The following is an 18,278-nucleotide window of genomic DNA, read 5'->3' as shown; positions in this document are numbered from 1 at the left end:
ACGCGAGCGGCTTGCGAGCATCGCGACGTGAAGAGCGCGGAACGGCAACGGGTCATCGTGGAGCGGCTGCGCGGCGCCGACCAGGTGGCCGTCGCGGAGCTGGCCGAGGCGACCGGCGCGTCGGAGATGACGGTGCGGCGCGACCTCGACCACCTGGCGTCGCGGGGTGTCCTGCGGCGGGTGCACGGCGGGGCCGTCCCCGCGTCGCCGTCGGGGATCGAGCCGCCGTTCGCGGCCCGGGCCACGGCGGAGACGGCGGCGAAGCGGGCCATCGCGGCCGCGGCCGCCGAGCTGATCCGCGACGGCGAGACGATCGTCCTCGACAGCGGCACCACGGCGCTGGAGCTGGCCCGGCTGCTGCGCGGTCGCGCGGTCACGGTCATGCCCCTTTCCCTGCACGCGGTCCGCGAACTCGCCGACGACGAGGGAGTCCGGCTCCTGCTGCCCGGCGGCGAACCGCGGCCGGGGGAGCAGGCGCTCGTCGGGCCGCTGACGCTGGCTTCCCTGCGCGCCCTTCGGTTCGACGTCGCCGTGCTGAGCCCGTGCGCGTTCGACCTCGGCTCCGGGCTCACGGCCTTCGACCTCGGCGATGCCGAGGTCAAGCGGGCGGCCCTCGACGTCGCGGCGCGCGCGATCGTGCTCGCCGACGGCGCGAAGTGGGGCCGCGCCGCGCTCGCCCACGTCTGTCCCGCCGACCGGGCCGACGTCGTGATCACCGACCCCGGCGCGCCCGAGGACCAGCGTGCCGCGCTGGCCGAACTCGGCGTGCTCGTCCACGTCGCCGTCCCCCTGGAGAGCCGATGACGACCGCTCCGTCCCACCCGCGCGCCGCCCGGTTCGCGACCTTCATGTTCTTCGCCCTCAACGGGTTCGGGATGGGCATGTGGGTCGTGCACATCCCGAACGTCGAGCGCCAGACCGGCATTTCCCACAGCACGCTCGGTGCGCTGCTGCTGGTGCTCGGCGGCGCGGCGTTCGCGGGCATGCAGGTGTCCGGCCCGCTCGTCGACCGGCTCGGCCACCGCCGGCTGGTCCCGGCGGCCGGGGTGTTCCTCGGCCTCGCCCTGTGCGCGCCGGGGTTCGCGAACTCGTGGTGGACGCTGGGGCTTTCGCTGATCCTCTTCGGGTTCGGCAACGGCGCGATCGACGTCGGGATGAACGCGCACGCGGTCGTCGTGGAGCGGGCCTACCCGCGCCCGATCATGGCGGCGTTCCACGCGATGTGGTCGATCGGCGGCGCGTTCGCCGCCGTGATCGGCGCGGCGACGCTCGGCGCGGGCGTGCCGACCGGCGTCACGCTCACCTGCACCGGGCTGCTGTGCGTGGTCCTTTCCCTGGCCTCGGCGCGGTTCCTGATGGAGGCGTCCGACGCCCCCGCGGAGGTCGCGTCGTCGGCGCCTTCGCCGGCGGCCCGCCGCCGCACACCGGGGCGCGTGGTGTGGCTGCTCGGCCTGCTGGCCCTGGCCCTGATGCTTTCGGAGGGCGTCGCGAACGACTGGGCCGCACTGCACATGGAAAAGGTGCTCGGCACGTCCGCCTCGACGGCGGCGCTGGCCTATGGCGCGTTCGCGGTGGCGATGACGACCGGCCGCTTCCTGACCGACCGCGTCGCGGCGTGGGCGGGCCCGGCGGCGATCGTCCGCTACGGCGCGACCCTCGCGGCGATCGGGTTGACCATCGCGGCGGCCGCGCCGTGGGTCCCGGTCTCCCTGGTGGGCTGGGCGCTGTTCGGGCTGGGCCTGTCGGGCGGCGTCCCGCAGCTGTTCACCGCGGCGGGCAACCTGGACACGCGCGCGTCGGGCGCGCTGATGGCTCGCGTGGTCGGGCTCGGTTACGTCGGCCTGCTCGCGGGCCCGGCGCTCATCGGCGGCCTCACGCGGTGGATGCCGCTGAACGTCACCTTCGCGCTGCCGGTGGTGCTGTGCGTCCTGGCGGCGGTGTTCGCCGGGGTGCTGAGCCCGAAGCCGGCGCCGGTGGAGGAACCCGTCGGCGGTTAGGGCACCGGTTCGGTGTGGACGGTCACCGCCGCCAGGTGGGGCACCGTGTGCACCAGCCGGTGTTCCACCTGGTGCGCGAGCGTGTGGGCCTGCCCGACGGTCAGCTCCGCCGCGACCGTCACGGCCAGTTCGGCCCGCAGCTGGTGCCCGATCCACCGCATCCGCAGGTCACGGGCGCCCAGCACACCGTCCACTTCGGACGCCGTCCGCTCGGCCAGCTCGACGGACGCCGGGTCGACGGCGTCCAGCAGGCGCCGGAAGACCTCCTTCGCCGTGTCGCGCAGGACGAACAGGATCGCGACCGTGATGCCCAGCCCGATGATCGGGTCCGCGGCGGGGAAGCCGAACGCCACGCCCGCCGCCCCGGCGACGACGGCCAGCGACGTGAAGCCGTCGGTGCGGGCGTGCAGGCCGTCGGCGACCAGAGCGGCCGAGCCGATCTCGCGGCCGACCTTGATGCGGTACCGCGCGACGAGTTCGTTGCCGGCGAAGCCGACCACCCCGGCGGCGGCGACCACCCACGGGTGCCCGACCGGCTGCGGGTCGAGCAGTCGCCGCACCGACTCGTACCCGACGGCGACCGCGGAAGCCGCGACGACGAGCACGACGACCACGCCGGCCAGGTCTTCCGCCCGGCCGAGACCGTAGGTGTACCGGCGCGTCGCCGCCCGCCGGCCGAGCAGGAACGCGACCGCGAGCGGGACGGCCGTCAGCGCGTCGGCGAAGTTGTGGATGGTGTCGCCGAGCAGCGCGACCGACCCGGTGACCAGCACGAGCGCCAGCTGCGCGACGGCGGTGACCAGCAGCGCGGCGAACGACCACCCGAGTGTGCGCAGCCCGCGCCGGCTGGTTTCGAGGGCGTGGTCGACGCGGTCGGCGGAGTCGTGGCTGTGCGGCGTGAACGCGTGGCGCAGCCGGTGCCGCCAGGAGGGCCGGTGCCCGTGTCCGTGCCCGTGGTGCTCGTCGGTCATGTTGCGAGTCTATCTGCGCACACACGCAGATACGCAAGTAGTAGGGTAATCGCCATGCACGCGTCGCTGCCGGAGTTCGACATGCCCACCGACGAGCAGGTCCACCTGGCCGCGGAGTCGTTCCGCCTGCTGGCCGACCCGACCCGCATCAAGGTCCTGTGGGCCCTGCTGCAGGGCGAGTCCTCGGTGGCGTGCCTGGCAGAACTGGCGGGCGCGGCCCCGACGGCGGTCAGCCAGCACCTGGCGAAGCTGAGGCTGGCGGGCCTGGTGAAGGGCCGCCGCGAAGGCACGTTCGTCTACTACTCGGCGGCGGACAACCACGTGCGCGGCCTGCTGGCCCAGGCCCTGCACCACGCGGACCACCTGGACCGCGACCTGCCCGCCGAGCACGCCCACCGCCCTTAGCCGATCGGCTCCTGCAGCTCCGTCACCCAGCCCGCCGGGTCCGCCGGGCAGTCCAGGTACAGCTCCCGCTGCGGTCCGGCCGACCTGAAGCCGTGGTCGGTGGTCCAGCGGACCAGCGCCTGCCAGCTCGGCAGGACGCCGTCGATCGCGCCGTGGTGGACCAGCGTTGCCGCGCGGACCGGGGGGAGGTCCGCCACCGTCAGGCCGTTGAGGTCGCCCGGGCCGGCCGACGCCGGGACCGCCGCGTGCACCACGACCTCGTCCTCGGCGAGCGGCTCGTAGTAGCACGTCAGCCGGCCGGCCGGGGTGACGTCCGCGGCGGGCAGGCGGCGGCCGAGCTCCGCGCACAGCGGCCGGACCACCGGGCCGATCGCCTCCGGCGCGAACCCCGCCGCCACGCCGGTCAGCTCCACCACCCGCGTCGCGGGCAGCTCCTTGACCACGACGTCGGGGGCGTGCCCCTCCTCCTCGATCGTCCGCAGCCGGGCTTCGACCTGCGCGAGCCGGGCCGCGCCCTCGGCCAGCGAGGCCGCCAGCTCCGCGCGCCGCAAGGCGAGCATCCCGCGCACCTGCTCCACCGGGATCTCGTCGGCCAGCAGCGTCGCCACCTGCTCGAGCGTGAACCCGAGGTCCTTCAGCGCGACGATCCGGTTGAGCCGCGCCAGCTGGCCCGCCGTGTAGCTGCGGTAGCCGGTCGCGGGGTCGACGCGTGCCGGGCGCAGCAGCCCGAGCGCGTCGTAGTGCCGCAGCATCCGGACCGACACGCGGCCGTGGCGCGCGAAGTCGCCGATGGAGAACACCGCCCGATCATTCCGCAGGCGCCACGAACCCGCCGACGACGTCCGCGGCGAGCTCCGCGAACGTGATCGCCGTGTCGTCTTCGCGCGCCGGCCCGACCACCTGAAGCCCGGCGTCCTCGAGCGGCGCGCTCACGGCCGGCAGCCCGGGCAGCGACGCCTGCGCGATCCAGAACACCTGGTCCTCGTAGCGGTCCCGGTCGTCGTGGCGCGGCGCCGTCGTGAAGACCGTCGGGCAGAGGAAGACGTCGACGTCGGTGAAGTACCGGGCCCACGCCGCCGTCAACGCGAGCCGCCGCTGTTCCTCCTCGTCCGCGCGCGCCGGCGCTTGCGCGGCCAAGAACCACTCGACCTGGAAGCCGAACGCCTCGACCTGGGCCACCGGGTCGACGTCGTCCGGCCAGCCCTCGCGGACGTCGACCCCGGCGGATGCCAGCGCGTCGACGGCGTCCGAGAGCGCCTTGCCGACGTCGGACGTCACGGGGCAGGCCGGATCGTCGAGGACGACGCCGACGCGGAAGCCGGTCACCTTCGACCGTCGCGAGCGCTTCATCGCGCCGCCCGTGACGCTCAGCGCAAGCCGCAGGTCGGCGGCCGAGCGGGCGAGGGGCCCGACGGCCGACGGGAACTCGCGGCTGAGCGGTGTCGCCGGTCCTGGCGGCTGGAAACCCCGCAGTGACACGGTTCCCGGCGTCGGCTTGAGGCCGTAGACGCCGCAGTAGGCCGCCGGGATCCGGATCGACCCGGCCAGGTCCGAGCCGTACTCCACAAAGGACAGCCCGGCCGCGATCGCCGCCGCGGCGCCGCCACTCGAACCGCCGGGTGTGCGGGTGCGGTCCCTCGGGTTGAGCGTCCGCCCGTACACCGGGTTGGCGGTCTGGCCGAAGTCCGCGAGCATGCGGTGGACGTTCGACTTGCCGACGACGATCGCGCCCGCGTCCCGCAGCCGCCGGACGACCTCGGCGTCTTCCCCGGCGACGGCGTGCGCGAACGCGGGCTCGCCCCAGGTCGTGGCCATCCCGGCGACGGCGAAGGCGTCCTTGATCGTCATCGGGACGCCGTGCAGGGGCCCGCCGGTCGTCGCGTCGGCCTTCGACGCGGCTGCCAGCGCGAACTCGCGCCGGGTCGCGACGACGGCGTTGACGTCGGAGACGTCTATGCGGGCGAAGAGCCCTTCGGTCAGTTCGCGGGACGACAGCGTGCCCCGGCGGATCTCGGCGGCCACCTCGGTGGCGGTGCGGAAGAACGTCATGCGTCCGGGATACGGCCTGACACGGTGTCAGGGTCAACACGACGACCCGGTACCGGCGCGCGACGTCGACGAGCAAACCCGGCTGCTCGCCTTCCTGAGCCGCCGGGGGTGGGCCGTGGTTTCCGTTTCGGGCTGCGGTGGTAACCAGCGGTAACGGCCGTCCGGTCCGCGGACGGCGTGGCGGAGGGAGACCGATGCCGACCGCAGCCTGCATGACCGCACCTCCGGTGCCCGCCGAGCCGGTTCCGCCGGACCCGGTCCCGCCGGATCCGGTGGTGCCCGATCCGGGATCGCCCGGACCGGGGCCGGACCGGCCTTCGCCGGAGCCCGGCGTCCCCGTGCCGGACCCGCTGCCGCCGGAGCCGCAGCCCGCACCGGAACGCCATTGATTACGGATCACAGATGATATGAGTTTCATATGATCTGGTGTACGGTCGGGGCATGACAACAGCGCAGAGCTACCGGCGGATGGTCAACGCCGGCAACAAGATCGTCGTGGGCCTCCAGCGGCTCGGGGTGGCGTTCGGCCCGATGCAGCTGCTCACGGTGCCCGGCCGGCGGACGGGCGTCCCGCGCACGTTCCCCATCGCGGTCATCCCGATCGACGGCGAGCGGTACATCTTCCAGGCCTACCCCAAGGCGGCCTGGGTGGCGAACGCCCGGGCGGCGGCCGAGGTGACGCTCACCCGAGGCCGTCGCACGAAGGCCGCCCGCCTGACCGAGGTCCCGGTGGAGGAGCGGCGCCCGCTGCTGCACGAGCTGGTCGCGAGCAGTCCGGCAAGCGTGGGGAAACGCCTGGTGACAACGGGTCTCGCGGAAGCGGCCACCCCGGAGGCGGCCGCGGCCGCAGCGGAGCGCATCGCCGTGTTTCGCATCGACCCGGCCTGACCTGGCGCGGTTCGTAGGAGACCTACCGAAGCGACAGCCAGGTCAGGCCGTCCGGCACCGGGCCGACAACAGCTCGAGCCCGGCGCCGGAAAGCCGTTCCAGCGCCGCCTCACGGCCGGTCATCGCCATCACCAGCGCGAGCATCGGGCCGGTCACCTCGGGGCCGCTGCCGGTCGACCACTCGGCGTCGTCCGCTCGGAGCGTCAGCCCGGACACCCGGTTCTTCGCGCCGATCAGCAGGTTCGACCGGCGGTAGAACTCGGCGACGCGGACCAGCGTCGCGGTGGGGAACGCGCGGTCGAGCCCGAGCGGCCACCGGATGTCCGTGCCGTGCACGACGACCTCGCCGAGCCACGAATCGGCCGGGCCCGGCGGGCCGGTGCTGTCGTCGGCGTGGGCGCGCAGCTCGGCGAGCGTCGCCTCCGGGCCGGCCGCGGTCTCGCGGGCGATGTTCTTCGTAGTCATCGCGGTGAACCGGAACCCGGCGCCGGCCAGCCGGGCGAAGAACGCCGGCGGGGTCAACTTCGCCGTCGAAACGAGGTGCCCGAGTACGTCGTGGACCGTCCACTCGCGACACAGCGAGGGCGTCGACCAGGTTTCGGCGGGGAGGCCGGCGAGGTCGTCGGCAAGGGCCGCGCGCTCGCGGTGGATCTCGGGCCAGGGACCGGAACCCGGCATCGGACCTCCTCGGGCCGATCGGGATCGGCGATCCCGATGCACGCAGGTCGTCGGCGATGCCCAGAGCGTTACAGCCGGTCAGCCCGACGTCAATTCGACGTCACGCTCGAACGCCTGCAGCACTTGCTCGGCGGCGGCGCGGGCCGCCACGCCCGGGTGAATCGTGCGCTCGCCGTCCGGCTGCGTTGCCGGCGCGCCGGCGAGCAGTTCCACCAGCGCGACGGCGAGCTCGCGCACCTTGACGTTGAACTGCTGGCTCGCCCGCCGCAGCGTCTCCCATGCCTCCTCGGGGTCGCACCGGCGGAGCGCGATGACGATCCCCTTCGCCTCCTCCAGCGCGGCCCGCGACTGCAGGAGGTCCAGCATCTGCCCGGTCCCGTCCATTTCCGCGACGGCCACCGCCGCGGCGGCCAGCTTTGCGTAGCGCTGCAACACCTTCAGCGTCTCTTCGGTGGCAGGGCGGCGGAGCGTCATGGACAGCACCGCGCCGCCCACGTCGCACGCCGCGGCGCCGCGGATGCGCGACCAGTCCACGGCGGAGTGTCGCTCGGCCAGAGCGTCCACGGTGAGCGACGGCCAGCGTTCGTCGGCGAAGACGTCGGCCGTGACGACCGGCTCGCCCGTGCCGGCCGCGACCGGGACCGGGCCGCCGAGCCCGTCCAGCTGGGCCGGGACGAAGGCGGCCGAGAGCCCGCGAGCGGCGGCGACGCGCGGCTTTCCGCCGTGGTACTGGGAAAGGGCCGCGCCGACCGCGTCGGGAACGTCGGCGGTGATCCGGTCCAGCAGCTCTTCGAGCAACGCGGTCACGGGCGCGCGGACGTTCGCCGGGGGTCTTTCGGAGGACACCTGCTTCTCCCCGTCACAGTCCGCGGAGGAGCACGCCGGCCGGGATCATCGGGTTCACCATCGGGCTGCACCTCCAGGGGACGGGACGACACTGGTGTGAACACGCGTTCCTGTTCTAGCATGTCATCCGAATGACGACAAGTGTCAGGTCATCGAAAGGATGACGAATGCACCATACGGACCCCGCGGACGGGTTACGCCGGATTCACGAGGTGATCGCGGCCGCTCGCACCGGCACCGCCGGCCGGAACCAGCTGCTGGACGCGCTGGGCGGCCTCCGCGTGCTGCGGGAGGAGCTGGCCGGCTGGGAACCGGAGCTGATCACCGCGGCGCGCGCGGCGGGCGCCAGCTGGGTGGCGCTGGCCCCGGCATTGGGCGTGGCGAGCCGTCAAGCTGCCGAACGCCGCTACCTGCGGCTTCAGCCTTCGGGAACGGGCGAGACGACGGGCGAGGCCCGGGTCGACGCGGAGCGCGACCGCCGCGCGGGTGACCGGGCGGTCGCCGACTGGGCGCGGCGCAACTCCGCGATCCTGCGCCGCCTGGCCGGGCGGGTGAGCGAGCTCGACGGGCTGGGCCCGGCGGCCCAGGAGAACGCGGACCGGCTCAGTGCGGCCTTGGGTGACGACGACCCGGCGACGCTGCTCCCGCCGCTGGCGGCGGCCCGGACGCACCTCACCGGCGACCACGCCGGGCTGGCCGACCAGCTGGGCGAGATCGCCGACGAGACCGACCGGCTCCGCCGCGCCGCGGCCGGCAACCGCCGTCCCAAGGGGAGTGTCTGAGACCGCCCGAGAACGGGTACGTCGCGTTCATGGACGAGCACGACGAGATTCCCGACCGGACGGAGACCCGCGCCGAACTGCTGCCCGAAGAGCAGGCGGCCGACAGCGCCGACCCCGAGGGCCAGGCCCGCGAGGTGCTGCGGGAGTCCGACCGCCGCACCGAGGCTCCCGAGCCCACGATGCGGCGCCGCCAGGAGGAAACGGCCTAGCCGGCCGAAACCGACGTCAACGGTGCTTCCGCCGGCCGCCCACCGCGCAGCCACAGCACGGCGACCAGCCCGAGCGCGGCCACGACGGCGAAGAAGTAGAAACCCCACGGGTAGGCGACGCCGGCGGTGACCAGTGCGCCGGTGACGAACGGCCCGAGGATCGAGCCGAGCCGTCCCACCGCGGACGTCAGGCCGAGCGCGGTGCCCCGGGCTTGCGCGGGGAACGCCTGCGCGACGTACCCGTAGATCAGCACCTGCGCGGAGAACACGAACACGCCGGTGAGCAGCACGACCGCGTTGAGCACGAACGCGTTCCCGATCTTGAGGCTCAGCGCCGCGAGCAGCACCGCCCCCGCCCCGAACCAGATCCGGGCGATCGGCCGGATGCCGAACCGGTCGGCGATCGTGCCGGCCAGCACCAGCCCGAGCACCGCGCCGATGTTGAGCACCAGCAGCAGCGTGATCGACGTCGAGATCGGGTAGCCCGCGGTGCGCATCAACTGGGGCAGCCAGGTGTTGAGCCCGTAGACCAGCAGCAGTCCCATGAACGAGCCGGTCCACACCGCGATGCTGATCCGCCGGAACCGGGTGCCCAGCAGGTCGCGGAGCCCGACGCGCTCGGCGTCTTCGCGAGCGGCGAGGTAGGCGGCCGATTCGGGCAGGCGCCACCACATCAGCGGCACGGCCAGCAGCCCGACGACGCCGCCGCCGTAGAACAGCCAGTGCCAGTCGCCCTTCACCGCCAGGGCCAGGATCGACGTCAGCACGGCGCCGACGTGGTAGCCGGTCATGGTGAACGTGCTCGCGCTGGCGCGGCGGCTCGCGGGCAGGTTCTCCGACATCACCGTGAGCGCCACCGGCATGCACGCGCCGAGGCCGAGGCCGGCGGCGAACCGGAAGACCCCGAACGTCGCGACGTTCGGCGCCAGCGGGGTGAGCAGCGTGAAGAGCGAGAACAGCAGCACCGAGCCGATGAGCATGCCGCGCCGGCCGAACCGGTCGGTGACCGGGCCGAGGAACGCGGCGCCGACGGCGACCCCGACGAGCGAGACCGTGGCGACCAGCGTCGCGCCGGCCGCGGTGAAGCCGAGGTAGTGGCTCTTCAGCAGGGTCGGGATGGTGGCGCCGAGGGCGACCAGGTCGTAGCCCTCGAGCAGGACGGTCAGCCAGCAGAGGACCGCCGTCCACATCGGACGGGCGGGAGACGTCGTCATTGCCGTGCTCCTTAGAAGGGGTAGCCCGCGATGTCCGCGCGGACGGTCAGCCACTGGGTCTCGGTGAAGGCCTCGATGTTGGCCTGCGCGCCGCCGAAGCGGGAGCCGTTGCCGGAGTCGCCGACGCCGCCGAACGGGGCGGTGGGCTCGTCGCCGACGGTCTGCTCGTTGATGTGCACCTTGCCCGAGCGGACCTCGTCGGCCAGGGTCATCGCGGTGCCGACGTCGCCGAGGATGCCGACCGACAGGCCGTACTCGGAGTCGTTGACGGTCCGCGCGGCCTCGTCCAGATCGCGGTAGGCGCGCACCGGCGCGACCGGGCCGAAGATCTCTTCGCGCCACGCGGGGTTCTCCTCGGACAGTCCGAAGAGGACGGTCGGCGGGTAGAACGGCGCGTCCGGCTTGCCACCGGCCACCACCTGGGCGCCGGCCGCGACACCGCGGTCGACGACGTCGGTGACGTGCGCGAGCTGCCGGTCGTCGATGAATGGGGCCGAGCGCGACCTCCTCGGTGGCCGGGTTGCCGACGGGGAGCCGCCGCGCCTTCTCCGCCAGGGCCTCGACGTATTCGTCCACTTGGGACTCGTGCACCAGGTGGCGGCCGGTGGTCATGCAGATCTGGCCCTGGTGCAGGAACGAGCCGAACGCGCCGGCGGAGGCGGCCTTGGCGACGTCGGCGCCCGGCAGCACGACGAGCGCGTTGTTCCCGCCGAGCTCCAGGTGGACCCGCTTGAGCGCCCGCGCGGCGGCTTCGCCGACCTTGCGCCCGGCCGCCGTCGAGCCGGTGAACGACACGACCGACACCTCCGGCGCGTCGACCACCGCGGCGCCGACGCCGGCGTCGCCGGGCAGCAGGTGCAGCAGGCCGTCCGGCAGTCCGGCCTCTTCGAAGACGCGCACGATGCTCACCCCACCGGACACCGCCGTGCGCAGGTCCGGCTTGAGCAGCACGGCGTTGCCGAGCGCGAGGGCCGGCGCGACCGACCGGATCGCCAGGATCAGCGGGAAGTTGAACGGTGAGATCACCGAAACCACGCCGGCCGGGACGCGCCGGGCGAGCGACCAGCGCGGTTCGCCGGTGCTCAGCACCTCGCCGCGCGGGTGGGTCGGCAGGGCCGCGGCTTCGAAGCAGATCCCGGCCGCCATCTCCGTCTCGATCCCGGCCTTCGGGCGCGTCGAACCGGCTTCGCGCACGATCCAGTCCTGCACCTCGGCGGCGTGGGCCTCCCACAGCTCGCCGGCGCGGCGCAGCACCGCGGCGCGCTCGGCGGGCTTGCGCCGGGCCCAGTCGCGCTGGGCCTCCGCGGCGGCGCGGGCCGCGGCGGCGACGTCGTCCGGAGTCGCGACGCCGACGTGGCCCAGGGTTTCCCCGGTGGCCGGTTCGACGACCGGGTGGGTCCCGCCGGTGCCGCTGGTGAACTCGTCTTCGAGCAGGGTCATGATCACTCCGGTGTGGTCGGTTCCGTGTCGACCTGGAGCAGCCGCGGGCCGTCCGAGGTCGTCTTGAGTTCGGTGCGCAGGTGGTCGAGGTCGGTGACGGCGGTCGCGGGGACGCCGTAACCGGCCGCGATGGCCGTGAAGTCGAGGCCCGGGATCTCGGTGCCCGGCACGTCCGGTGTCCCGAGCAGCTCGCCGAACCACCGCAGCGCGCCGTAGACGCCGTTGCGCAGGATCACGAACGTCACCGGGACGCGGTAGTGCGCCGCGGTCCACAGCGCCGTGATGCCGTAGTTGGCCGAGCCGTCGCCGATCACGCCGACCACCGGGCGGTCCGGGCTGCCCATCGCCACGCCGACCGCGGCGGGCAGGCCGAAGCCGAGCCCGCCGGCCGCGGGGAAGAAGTACGAGCCCTCGCGGCGCAGGTCCATCTGCCGCCACCACGCCGAGTTCGTCGACGTCGATTCGACGACGTACCGGGTGTCGTCCGGTTGCGTGTCGCGGAGGGCGGCGAAGACCTGCTCCGGGTGCAGCGCGTGGTCGCCGGTCTCGGGCTCCGGGTTCTCGAGGTGGCCGCCTGCCGCCGTCCGGGCGGGCACCTTGGCGAGGAGCGCCTGGATCACCGGCGCCGGGTCGGCGACCAGCGCCTCGCCCATGGGCGCGCGGGCCGCCGCACCGAAGTCGTCGGTCACCTGCACCAGCCGCGTCCCCTCCGGCAGGTACGCGCCGGGAACGTACTGGTGGTACCGGAAGACGGGCGCGCCGAGGACCAGCACGAGGTCGTGGCCGGTCAGCGCGGCCGAGACGGGCGCGATGCCGGCCGGCAGCACACCGCGGAAGAGCCGGTGCCGGTTGGGGAAGGGCAGCCGGTGCGGCGACGGCGCCACCCAGGTCGGCAGGCCGAGGTGCTCGGCGAGGGCGACGGCCCGGTCGAACAGGCCGAGGGAGTCGAGGTCGCCGCCGAGGACGAGCGCGGGGTTCTTCGCCGCGGCAACGGCGTCGGCGAGGTCGTCGAGCTGCGCCGCGGACGGCGTCAGTCCTCTTTGGACGTTCCGGTCCAGGGTGACGGCCGCGGTGGCGTCCAGTTCGGCGGCCCAGTCGTCGTAGGGCACCGACAGGTAGGTCGGGCGCCGGTGCAGCTCGGCCTCGAAAACGGCCTGCGCGAGCGACCGCGGCACGTCGCCGGCGCAGCTCGGCTCGCCGGACCAGCCGACGAGCGGGCGCATCAGCTGCGTCGCGTCGACGTTGGCGAGCATCGCCTCCATGCCGATGGCCGCGCGCACCTGCTGGCCGGCGGTGAGGACCAGGGGAGAGCGCGAGTAGACGGCGTTGGTCAGCGCGCCCATCGCGTTGCCCGAGCCGGCCGCGGCGTGCAGGTTGACCAGCACCGGGCGGCCGGTCGCCTGGGCGTACCCGTCGGCCATCCCGACGACGGCGCCCTCGTGCAGGCCGAGGACGTAGCGGAAGTCCCGGGGGAGCCCGGCGAGGAACGGCAGCTCGTTCGACCCGGGGTTGCCGAAGATCGTGGTCAGGCCACGGCGGTCCAGGAACTCGTGGGCGAGCCGGCGGGCGGTGGGCATGCGCGGGTCCTCCTCGTGCGGGTTGGCCCAGACCCTAAGGAGCGCACCCGTCTGTGTTCCAATAAATGTTGACTCAGGCGTTCATAGATGGGATCGATGATGCGCGATTTCGACCTGAACCTGGTCCGCACGTTCGTGCTGCTCTACGAGACGCGCAGCGTGACCGCGACGGCCGAGTCCCTGCACGTCACCCAGCCGACGATCAGCTACAGCCTGCAGAAGCTGCGGCGCCGGTTCTCCGACGAGCTCTTCCGCCGCACCGGCGGCGGCCTGGTGCCCACGACCACGGCCCGCGCGCTCTACGAACCCCTGCACAGCGCGTTGTCGGGCATCGAAACGGCGGTCAGCGGCGCGTGGACGTTCGACCCGTCGACGGCCCGGGCGGCGTTCACGCTCTGCCTGTCCGACCTGGGGGAGATCTCGCTGCTGCCGCGCCTGATGGCGGCGCTGCCCGCCCGGGCGCCCGGCGTCACGCTGACCGTCCGGCCGCTCGACGTCGACCGCGCGGCCGACCAGCTGGGCCGCGGCGAGATCGACGCGTTCATCGCGTCCCCGCTGATCAGCTCCCAGCGCGTCGCGCGGGTCCCGCTGTTCTCGGAGGGCTACCTGGGGATGGTCGCGCTCGACCACCCGCGGCTGGGGGCGCAGGTCTCGTTCGACGAGCTGGCGGCGGAGCGGCACGTGACGGTGTTCGGCCCGACCGGCCACGACGGCCCCCGCCGCGCCCTGGAGGGCCGCGGTCTGCTGGACCGGGTGGTCCTGGAGGTGACCCGCTTCGCGGCCCTGCCGTACCTGGTCCAGGACGGTGAGCTGGTGGCGATGGTGCCGCGCCTGGTGGCGGAGGTGTTCGCGGCCGAGCACCGGGTGCGGCTGTTCGAGCTGCCCATGGACGTCGAGCCGGCGCAGGTGTCGGTGTACACGCGCCACACGCACGCGCGCAGCCCCGCGCAGCAGTGGCTGGTGACATTCATGCGCGAAGTGCTCGGCTGATTTAACACACATTTTTCCTCGCGCCCATTTCACGCCGAAAGATCTGGGCCGAACGTGTAGTGCTTCGTGCCGAACGGATCCCGCGCTGCCTAATGTCGGTCACGGTCCTGACACCCGAGCTAGGGAGGAATCCGGTGAGGCTCGTCCGCCTGGTCAAGAAAGCGCTTCCCAAGAAGAGCCTGAAGGCGTACGCCTGGTACGGCTGGATCTGATCGCGCGGCCGGTCCCGGTCACCGGGACCGGCCCGTTCCCCCCCGGAGGAGTGCCGAACGTGGTCATGGCCCCCGCCCACCGCGAGGTCGTCTTCGCGCCCCGCCTGGAAGACCTGCTGCGTGACCACGGTGACGGCGGCCTGTTCCGGCTCGAACCGGACACCGTCGGGATCGCGGACCCGGAGCTGATGGACGCCGTCCTGCGCGCCCGCCCGGCCAACGCCGAAGAACGGCCGACCTTCAAGCCGGTGCTGGGCCGCGCGGTGACCCGCGCCGAATCGGCCTCGTTGATGCAGGCACTCGGCGCCGACGTCCGGGCCGCCTTGAAGCGGCCTGCCGACACACCCGACCTCACCGGTGCGTGGCCGGCCGTGCCGCACGACTACCTGCGCCGGTTCGTCTTCGGGCCCGAGACGCGCCGGTTCCGCGTGCTCGTCGACCGCCGCCTGGAGCTGACGCCGAAGCTGACCTGGTCGGCCGTCGCCGCCGGGGCCGCGCTGGCCAGCCGTCCGGCGCCGGACGCCGAGCTGTCGACGCTCGCCCGGCAGGTCCTGGCCGCCGAGACCCTGGCCGAACGGCGCTTCCGGATGTACCTCTACCGCCGCGTCGCCGCGCCGATCTGCTTCACCGTCGCCGCGCTGGTGACCAACGCCGTGTGGCTCGGCGCGCCGTTCGACGACGACGTCCCGAACGAGCACGTCCTGAACGAGGCACTCCGGCTGCTGCCGCCCTCGTGGAACATCCTGCGCGTGCGTTCGCCGGAGTACGCCGAGGTGGACGCCCGCATCACCGCGGGCGACGATCTCCTGCTGCTGCCGCTGCTGAGCCACCGCTCCCCGAAGCTGTGGGACGCGCCGGACGAGTGGCGCCCGCGGCGCTGGGCCGGGCTCGACGCCGACCGCCACCCCGGTTACCTGCCGTTCGGGCACGCCAGTGAGCGCTGCTGGGGCCGGCACCTGGTGCTGCCGCTGGCGAGCCGCCTGCTCGACGTCGTCCGCGCCGAAGGGCTGGTGCCCGACCCGCGCCGCCCCCGCGCACACGTCGAGCTCGACGGCCTGCTGGAGCTGGCCGACGTGAAGGTCGTCAGGTCGCGTCGCAGCGGGAGCCGTTGAGGGTGAACCCGCCGGGCTGCGGGTTCCCGCGGTCGAAGGCGCCGTTCAAGCCGGTCGTGACGGTCGCGCCCGGCGCGAGGGTGGTGTTCCACGACTCCGCGGTCACGGTGACCCGGGCGCCGCTCTGGTCGTAGCGGCCGTCCCAGCCGTGGGTGACCCGCTGGCCCGCGGGGAACGTCCAGGTGAGCGTCCACGGCGAAAGCGTCGCGGTGCCCTTGTTGGTGATGGCGACCTCGGCGGTGAAGCCGTCGTTCCACTGGTCCTGCACGGTGAACCGGACCGCGCACGTCGCGGCCTTCGGCGGCTCGGTCGTGGCCGGGGGTGGCGGCGCGGCCGACGACGTCTGCCGCAGCACGGTCGGGATCGGCGTCGGGCTCGGCCGGGCCGAGGTGGGCGTCGTCGGCCGCGGGGTCGTCGCGGGCGCGAGCGAGTCCGGGAGCACGGCCGCCTGCCGTCCGGGGGAGCTTTCGGACGTGACCGCGATGAGCACCAGGCTGCCCAGCACCACGACGGCGCCGGCGAACGCCGAGAACCACCGGATCCGCCGTCCCGCGCGTTGCTGGTCCGCCGCGGCTTCGCGGGCCCGTTGCTCGAGCCGCTCCCGGTAGCCGTCGCCGGTGTCTTCCTCGCGAACCGGCCCGGTTTCGGCAGGCCCGCCGAGCGATCGCGGCGTCGCCCCGGTCTCCCGGAGCAGCTCGGCGACGGAGATCTCGTCGTCCCGCCGCCGATCGGCGCGCGCCATCCGGAACCTCCCGTTCTGCGGCCCGACCGGCGAATCCTAGGAATCCGCGGCGGTCTTGTAAACCGCGTGCACGGCGCGTGCACCCGGTGTGCACAAGACGCAGACACCGCCGCGGTTACCTGGAGCCGTGGCCGGAGCAGCCGGCCCGGAACCCAGGAGGGAACCGATGTCCGACAAGAAGATCATCGCTGTCGTCGGCGCGACCGGGCAGCAGGGCGGCGGGGTGGCCCGCGCGATCCTCGACGACCCGGACGGCCGCTTCGCACTACGCGCTCTCACCCGCAACCCGGACTCCGCGGCCGCGCGCGAGCTCGCCGCCCGGGGCGCCGAAGTCGTGTCCGCCGACCTGGACGACGAAGCGAGCCTGACGAAGGCGTTCGAAGGCGCGTACGGCGCGTACTTGGTCACGGCGTTCTGGGAGTACAACTCCGTCGAGCGCGAGCAGCAGCAGGCCCGCGCGATGGCCGCGGCCGCGAAGGCCGCCGGGCTGCGGCACGTGATCTGGTCGACCCTGCCCGACACCCGCCTGCACCTGCGCGACGACCGCGTGCCGACGCTGCACGAGCACTACAAGGTCCCGCACTTCGACAGCAAAGCCGAGGCCGAGGCGTTCTTCGTCGAGGCGGGCGTGCCGGCGACGTTCCTCTCGACGACCTTCTACTTCGAGGCCTTCGCGGACTTCTTCCGCCCGGTCCGCGACGAGGACGGCGTCCTCGCGCTGCACCTGCCGATGGCGGCCGGCCGCCTGCCGGGCATCGCCGCCGAAGACATCGGGCGGACCGCGTTCGGCGTCTTCGCGCAGGGCCTGTCCCTGGTCGGCGAGACGATCAGCATCTCCGGCGAGAACCTGACCGGCGAGGAGTACGCGGCGGCGTTCGCGAAGGAGCTCGGCACCGAGGTCGTCTACCGGCCGCTGGACGTCGAGGCGGTGCGCTCGTCCGGCGCACCCGGCGCCGACGACCTGGCGAACATGTTCTTCTACTACGCCGAGCACGAAAGCGCGTTCGCCGGCGCGCGCGACCCGGAGGCGGTGCGGAAGCTGAACCCGCGGCTGCAGGACTTCGCGACCTGGCTCGCCGCGCACCGAGACGCCTTCAAGGGGCTGTGATGCAGTTCGGGATCTTCGGGGTCGGGGACATCGCCCCCGACCCCGCGACGGGGCGGGCGCCGACCGAGCACGAGCGCATCAAGCGCATGGTCGAGATGGCCGTCCGCGCCGAGGAAGCCGGCCTCGACGTCTACGCGACGGGGGAGCACCACAACCCGCCGTTCGTGCCGTCGTCGCCGACCACGCTCCTGGGGTTCGTCGCGGCGCGCACGAGCCGGATCACGCTGTCGACGTCGACGACCCTGATCACCACGAACGACCCGGTGAAGATCGCCGAGGACTACGCGATGCTGCAGCACCTCGCGGACGGCCGGCTCGACCTGATGCTCGGCCGCGGCAACACCGGGCCGGTCTACCCGTGGTTCGGCAAGGACATCCGCGACGGGATCGCCCTGGCCGTCGAGAACTACGCGCTGCTGCGGCGGCTGTGGCGCGAGGAGGTCGTGGACTGGTCGGGCCGGTTCCGGACGCCGTTGCAGGGGTTCACCTCGACGCCCCGGCCGCTGGACGGCGTGCCGCCGTTCGTCTGGCACGGGTCGATCCGCAGCCCGCAGATCGCCGAGCAGGCGGCCTTCTACGGCGATGGGTTCTTCCACAACAACATCTTCTGGCCGCCCGAGCACACCCGGCGGATGATCGCGTTGTACCGCGAACGGTTCGAGCACCACGGCCACGGCCCGGCCGACCGGGCGATCGTCGGTCTCGGCGGCCAGGTGTTCATGCGGCGCCGCTCCCAGGACGCGATCGCCGAGTTCCGGCCGTACTTCGACCGCTCGCCGATCTACGGCCACGGGCCGTCGCTCGAGGAGACGATGGCGCAGACGCCGCTGGCGGTCGGCAGCCCGCAGCAGGTCATCGACCGCACGCTGCGCTTCCGCGAGGACTTCGGCGACTACCAGCGCCAGCTGTTCAACGTCGACGGCATGGGCCTGCCGCACGCGGCGGCCCTGGACCAGATCGACCTGCTGGGCGCGGAGGTGGTCCCGGTGCTGCGGAAGGAGTTCGAGCGGCTGCGCCCGGCGCACGTCCCGGCCGGCCCGCCGGAATAGCCGTCCCCG

At 73.5% G+C, this 18,278-nt stretch carries 19 protein-coding genes and 1 pseudogene; 11 read left to right on the top strand and 9 right to left on the bottom strand.

What is annotated here, in order from left to right; all coding sequences use genetic code 11:
* Positions 1 to 27: 27 nt before the first annotated feature.
* Both ACWEN0_RS38105 and ACWEN0_RS38100 read left to right on the top strand, forming a co-directional pair.
* Positions 28 to 804, top strand: coding sequence for a DeoR/GlpR family DNA-binding transcription regulator (locus tag ACWEN0_RS38105; RefSeq protein ID WP_451984725.1), 777 nt, complete (start codon positions 28 to 30; stop codon positions 802 to 804).
* The gene (locus ACWEN0_RS38100; RefSeq protein ID WP_451984723.1) at positions 801 to 1,997 is read left to right on the top strand and encodes an MFS transporter; all 1,197 of its coding nucleotides are present in this window, start codon (positions 801 to 803) and stop codon (positions 1,995 to 1,997) included. The genes ACWEN0_RS38105 and ACWEN0_RS38100 overlap by 4 nt, the downstream gene beginning before the upstream one ends.
* Here ACWEN0_RS38100 and ACWEN0_RS38095 read toward each other — a convergent pair.
* On the bottom strand, positions 1,994 to 2,968 hold the full coding sequence (locus ACWEN0_RS38095) for a cation diffusion facilitator family transporter (RefSeq protein ID WP_451984721.1): 975 nt from the start codon (positions 2,966 to 2,968) through the stop codon (positions 1,994 to 1,996). The genes ACWEN0_RS38100 and ACWEN0_RS38095 overlap by 4 nt on opposite strands.
* A gap of 54 nt (positions 2,969 to 3,022) precedes the next feature.
* On the opposite strand from ACWEN0_RS38095, the gene ACWEN0_RS38090 reads away from it, so the two are divergent.
* Entirely contained in the window at positions 3,023 to 3,373 is a 351-nt protein-coding gene (locus ACWEN0_RS38090; RefSeq protein ID WP_285997739.1) for an ArsR/SmtB family transcription factor, read from the top strand.
* Here ACWEN0_RS38090 and ACWEN0_RS38085 read toward each other — a convergent pair.
* Both ACWEN0_RS38085 and ACWEN0_RS38080 read right to left on the bottom strand, forming a co-directional pair.
* The gene (locus ACWEN0_RS38085; RefSeq protein WP_451984719.1) at positions 3,370 to 4,173 is read right to left on the bottom strand and encodes a MerR family transcriptional regulator; all 804 of its coding nucleotides are present in this window, start codon (positions 4,171 to 4,173) and stop codon (positions 3,370 to 3,372) included. The two genes, ACWEN0_RS38090 and ACWEN0_RS38085, sit on opposite strands and share 4 nt — an antisense overlap.
* 7 nt (positions 4,174 to 4,180) lie before the next feature.
* Entirely contained in the window at positions 4,181 to 5,422 is a 1,242-nt protein-coding gene (locus ACWEN0_RS38080) for an amidase family protein (RefSeq protein WP_451984717.1), read from the bottom strand.
* 441 nt (positions 5,423 to 5,863) lie between these two features.
* Between ACWEN0_RS38080 and ACWEN0_RS38075 the strand changes: the two genes are divergently transcribed.
* On the top strand, positions 5,864 to 6,310 hold the full coding sequence (locus ACWEN0_RS38075; RefSeq protein ID WP_451984715.1) for a nitroreductase/quinone reductase family protein: 447 nt from the start codon (positions 5,864 to 5,866) through the stop codon (positions 6,308 to 6,310).
* Between the two features lie 42 nt (positions 6,311 to 6,352).
* Here the strand turns inward: ACWEN0_RS38075 and ACWEN0_RS38070 are convergent, their stop codons facing one another.
* Entirely contained in the window at positions 6,353 to 6,988 is a 636-nt protein-coding gene (locus ACWEN0_RS38070) for a maleylpyruvate isomerase family mycothiol-dependent enzyme (RefSeq protein WP_451984713.1), read from the bottom strand.
* 78 nt (positions 6,989 to 7,066) lie between these two features.
* Positions 7,067 to 7,834, bottom strand: coding sequence for an ANTAR domain-containing protein (locus ACWEN0_RS38065; RefSeq protein WP_451984711.1), 768 nt, complete (start codon positions 7,832 to 7,834; stop codon positions 7,067 to 7,069).
* A gap of 167 nt (positions 7,835 to 8,001) precedes the next feature.
* On the opposite strand from ACWEN0_RS38065, the gene ACWEN0_RS38060 reads away from it, so the two are divergent.
* Both ACWEN0_RS38060 and ACWEN0_RS38055 read left to right on the top strand, forming a co-directional pair.
* A complete protein-coding gene (locus ACWEN0_RS38060) occupies positions 8,002 to 8,616 on the top strand; it encodes an HSP18 transcriptional regulator (RefSeq protein WP_451984709.1) in 615 nt (204 codons plus the stop codon).
* Between the two features lie 29 nt (positions 8,617 to 8,645).
* Positions 8,646 to 8,825: a hypothetical protein gene (locus ACWEN0_RS38055; protein WP_451984707.1), complete on the top strand. Its 180-nt coding sequence runs from the start codon at positions 8,646 to 8,648 to the stop codon at positions 8,823 to 8,825.
* Here ACWEN0_RS38055 and ACWEN0_RS38050 read toward each other — a convergent pair.
* The 3 genes and pseudogenes from ACWEN0_RS38050 to mdlC all read right to left on the bottom strand — a co-directional run bounded on the left by ACWEN0_RS38050 (position 8,822) and on the right by mdlC (position 13,056).
* Entirely contained in the window at positions 8,822 to 10,039 is a 1,218-nt protein-coding gene (locus ACWEN0_RS38050) for an MFS transporter (protein WP_451984705.1), read from the bottom strand. The two genes, ACWEN0_RS38055 and ACWEN0_RS38050, sit on opposite strands and share 4 nt — an antisense overlap.
* A gap of 11 nt (positions 10,040 to 10,050) precedes the next feature.
* Positions 10,051 to 11,479 (bottom strand): annotated as a pseudogene (locus tag ACWEN0_RS38045) (benzaldehyde dehydrogenase).
* A 2-nt stretch (positions 11,480 to 11,481) separates the two neighbouring features.
* Positions 11,482 to 13,056 carry a benzoylformate decarboxylase gene (gene mdlC / locus ACWEN0_RS38040; protein WP_451984703.1) on the bottom strand — a complete coding sequence of 525 codons (1,575 nt, stop codon included), beginning with the start codon at positions 13,054 to 13,056 and terminating at the stop codon, positions 11,482 to 11,484.
* A 99-nt stretch (positions 13,057 to 13,155) separates the two neighbouring features.
* Between mdlC and ACWEN0_RS38035 the strand changes: the two genes are divergently transcribed.
* The 3 genes from ACWEN0_RS38035 to ACWEN0_RS38025 all read left to right on the top strand — a co-directional run bounded on the left by ACWEN0_RS38035 (position 13,156) and on the right by ACWEN0_RS38025 (position 15,370).
* On the top strand, positions 13,156 to 14,046 hold the full coding sequence (locus ACWEN0_RS38035; protein ID WP_451984701.1) for a LysR family transcriptional regulator: 891 nt from the start codon (positions 13,156 to 13,158) through the stop codon (positions 14,044 to 14,046).
* A gap of 92 nt (positions 14,047 to 14,138) precedes the next feature.
* Entirely contained in the window at positions 14,139 to 14,258 is a 120-nt protein-coding gene (locus ACWEN0_RS38030; protein WP_451984699.1) for a tryptorubin family RiPP precursor, read from the top strand.
* A 65-nt stretch (positions 14,259 to 14,323) separates the two neighbouring features.
* Positions 14,324 to 15,370, top strand: coding sequence for a cytochrome P450 (locus ACWEN0_RS38025; RefSeq protein WP_451985009.1), 1,047 nt, complete (start codon positions 14,324 to 14,326; stop codon positions 15,368 to 15,370).
* Here the strand turns inward: ACWEN0_RS38025 and ACWEN0_RS38020 are convergent.
* Complete coding sequence (locus ACWEN0_RS38020; RefSeq protein ID WP_451984697.1) at positions 15,342 to 16,112, bottom strand: cellulose-binding domain-containing protein; 771 nt, start codon at positions 16,110 to 16,112, stop codon at positions 15,342 to 15,344. The genes ACWEN0_RS38025 and ACWEN0_RS38020 overlap by 29 nt on opposite strands.
* Positions 16,113 to 16,278: 166 nt before the next feature.
* Between ACWEN0_RS38020 and ACWEN0_RS38015 the strand changes: the two genes are divergently transcribed.
* Both ACWEN0_RS38015 and ACWEN0_RS38010 read left to right on the top strand, forming a co-directional pair.
* Positions 16,279 to 17,220 (top strand): NmrA/HSCARG family protein, encoded by a 942-nt coding sequence (locus tag ACWEN0_RS38015; RefSeq protein ID WP_451984695.1) that lies wholly within the window; start codon positions 16,279 to 16,281, stop codon positions 17,218 to 17,220.
* Positions 17,220 to 18,269, top strand: a complete 1,050-nt coding sequence (locus ACWEN0_RS38010) for a CE1758 family FMN-dependent luciferase-like monooxygenase (RefSeq protein ID WP_451984693.1) — start codon at positions 17,220 to 17,222, stop codon at positions 18,267 to 18,269. Before ACWEN0_RS38015 ends, ACWEN0_RS38010 begins: the two co-directional genes overlap by 1 nt.
* The last annotated feature ends 9 nt before the right edge of the window (positions 18,270 to 18,278 follow it).

This window comes from Amycolatopsis sp. NPDC004378 (genome assembly GCF_053602455.1).
The sequence above is the reverse complement of the archived record's forward strand: the minus strand, read 5'-3'. Positions and strand labels throughout refer to the sequence as shown.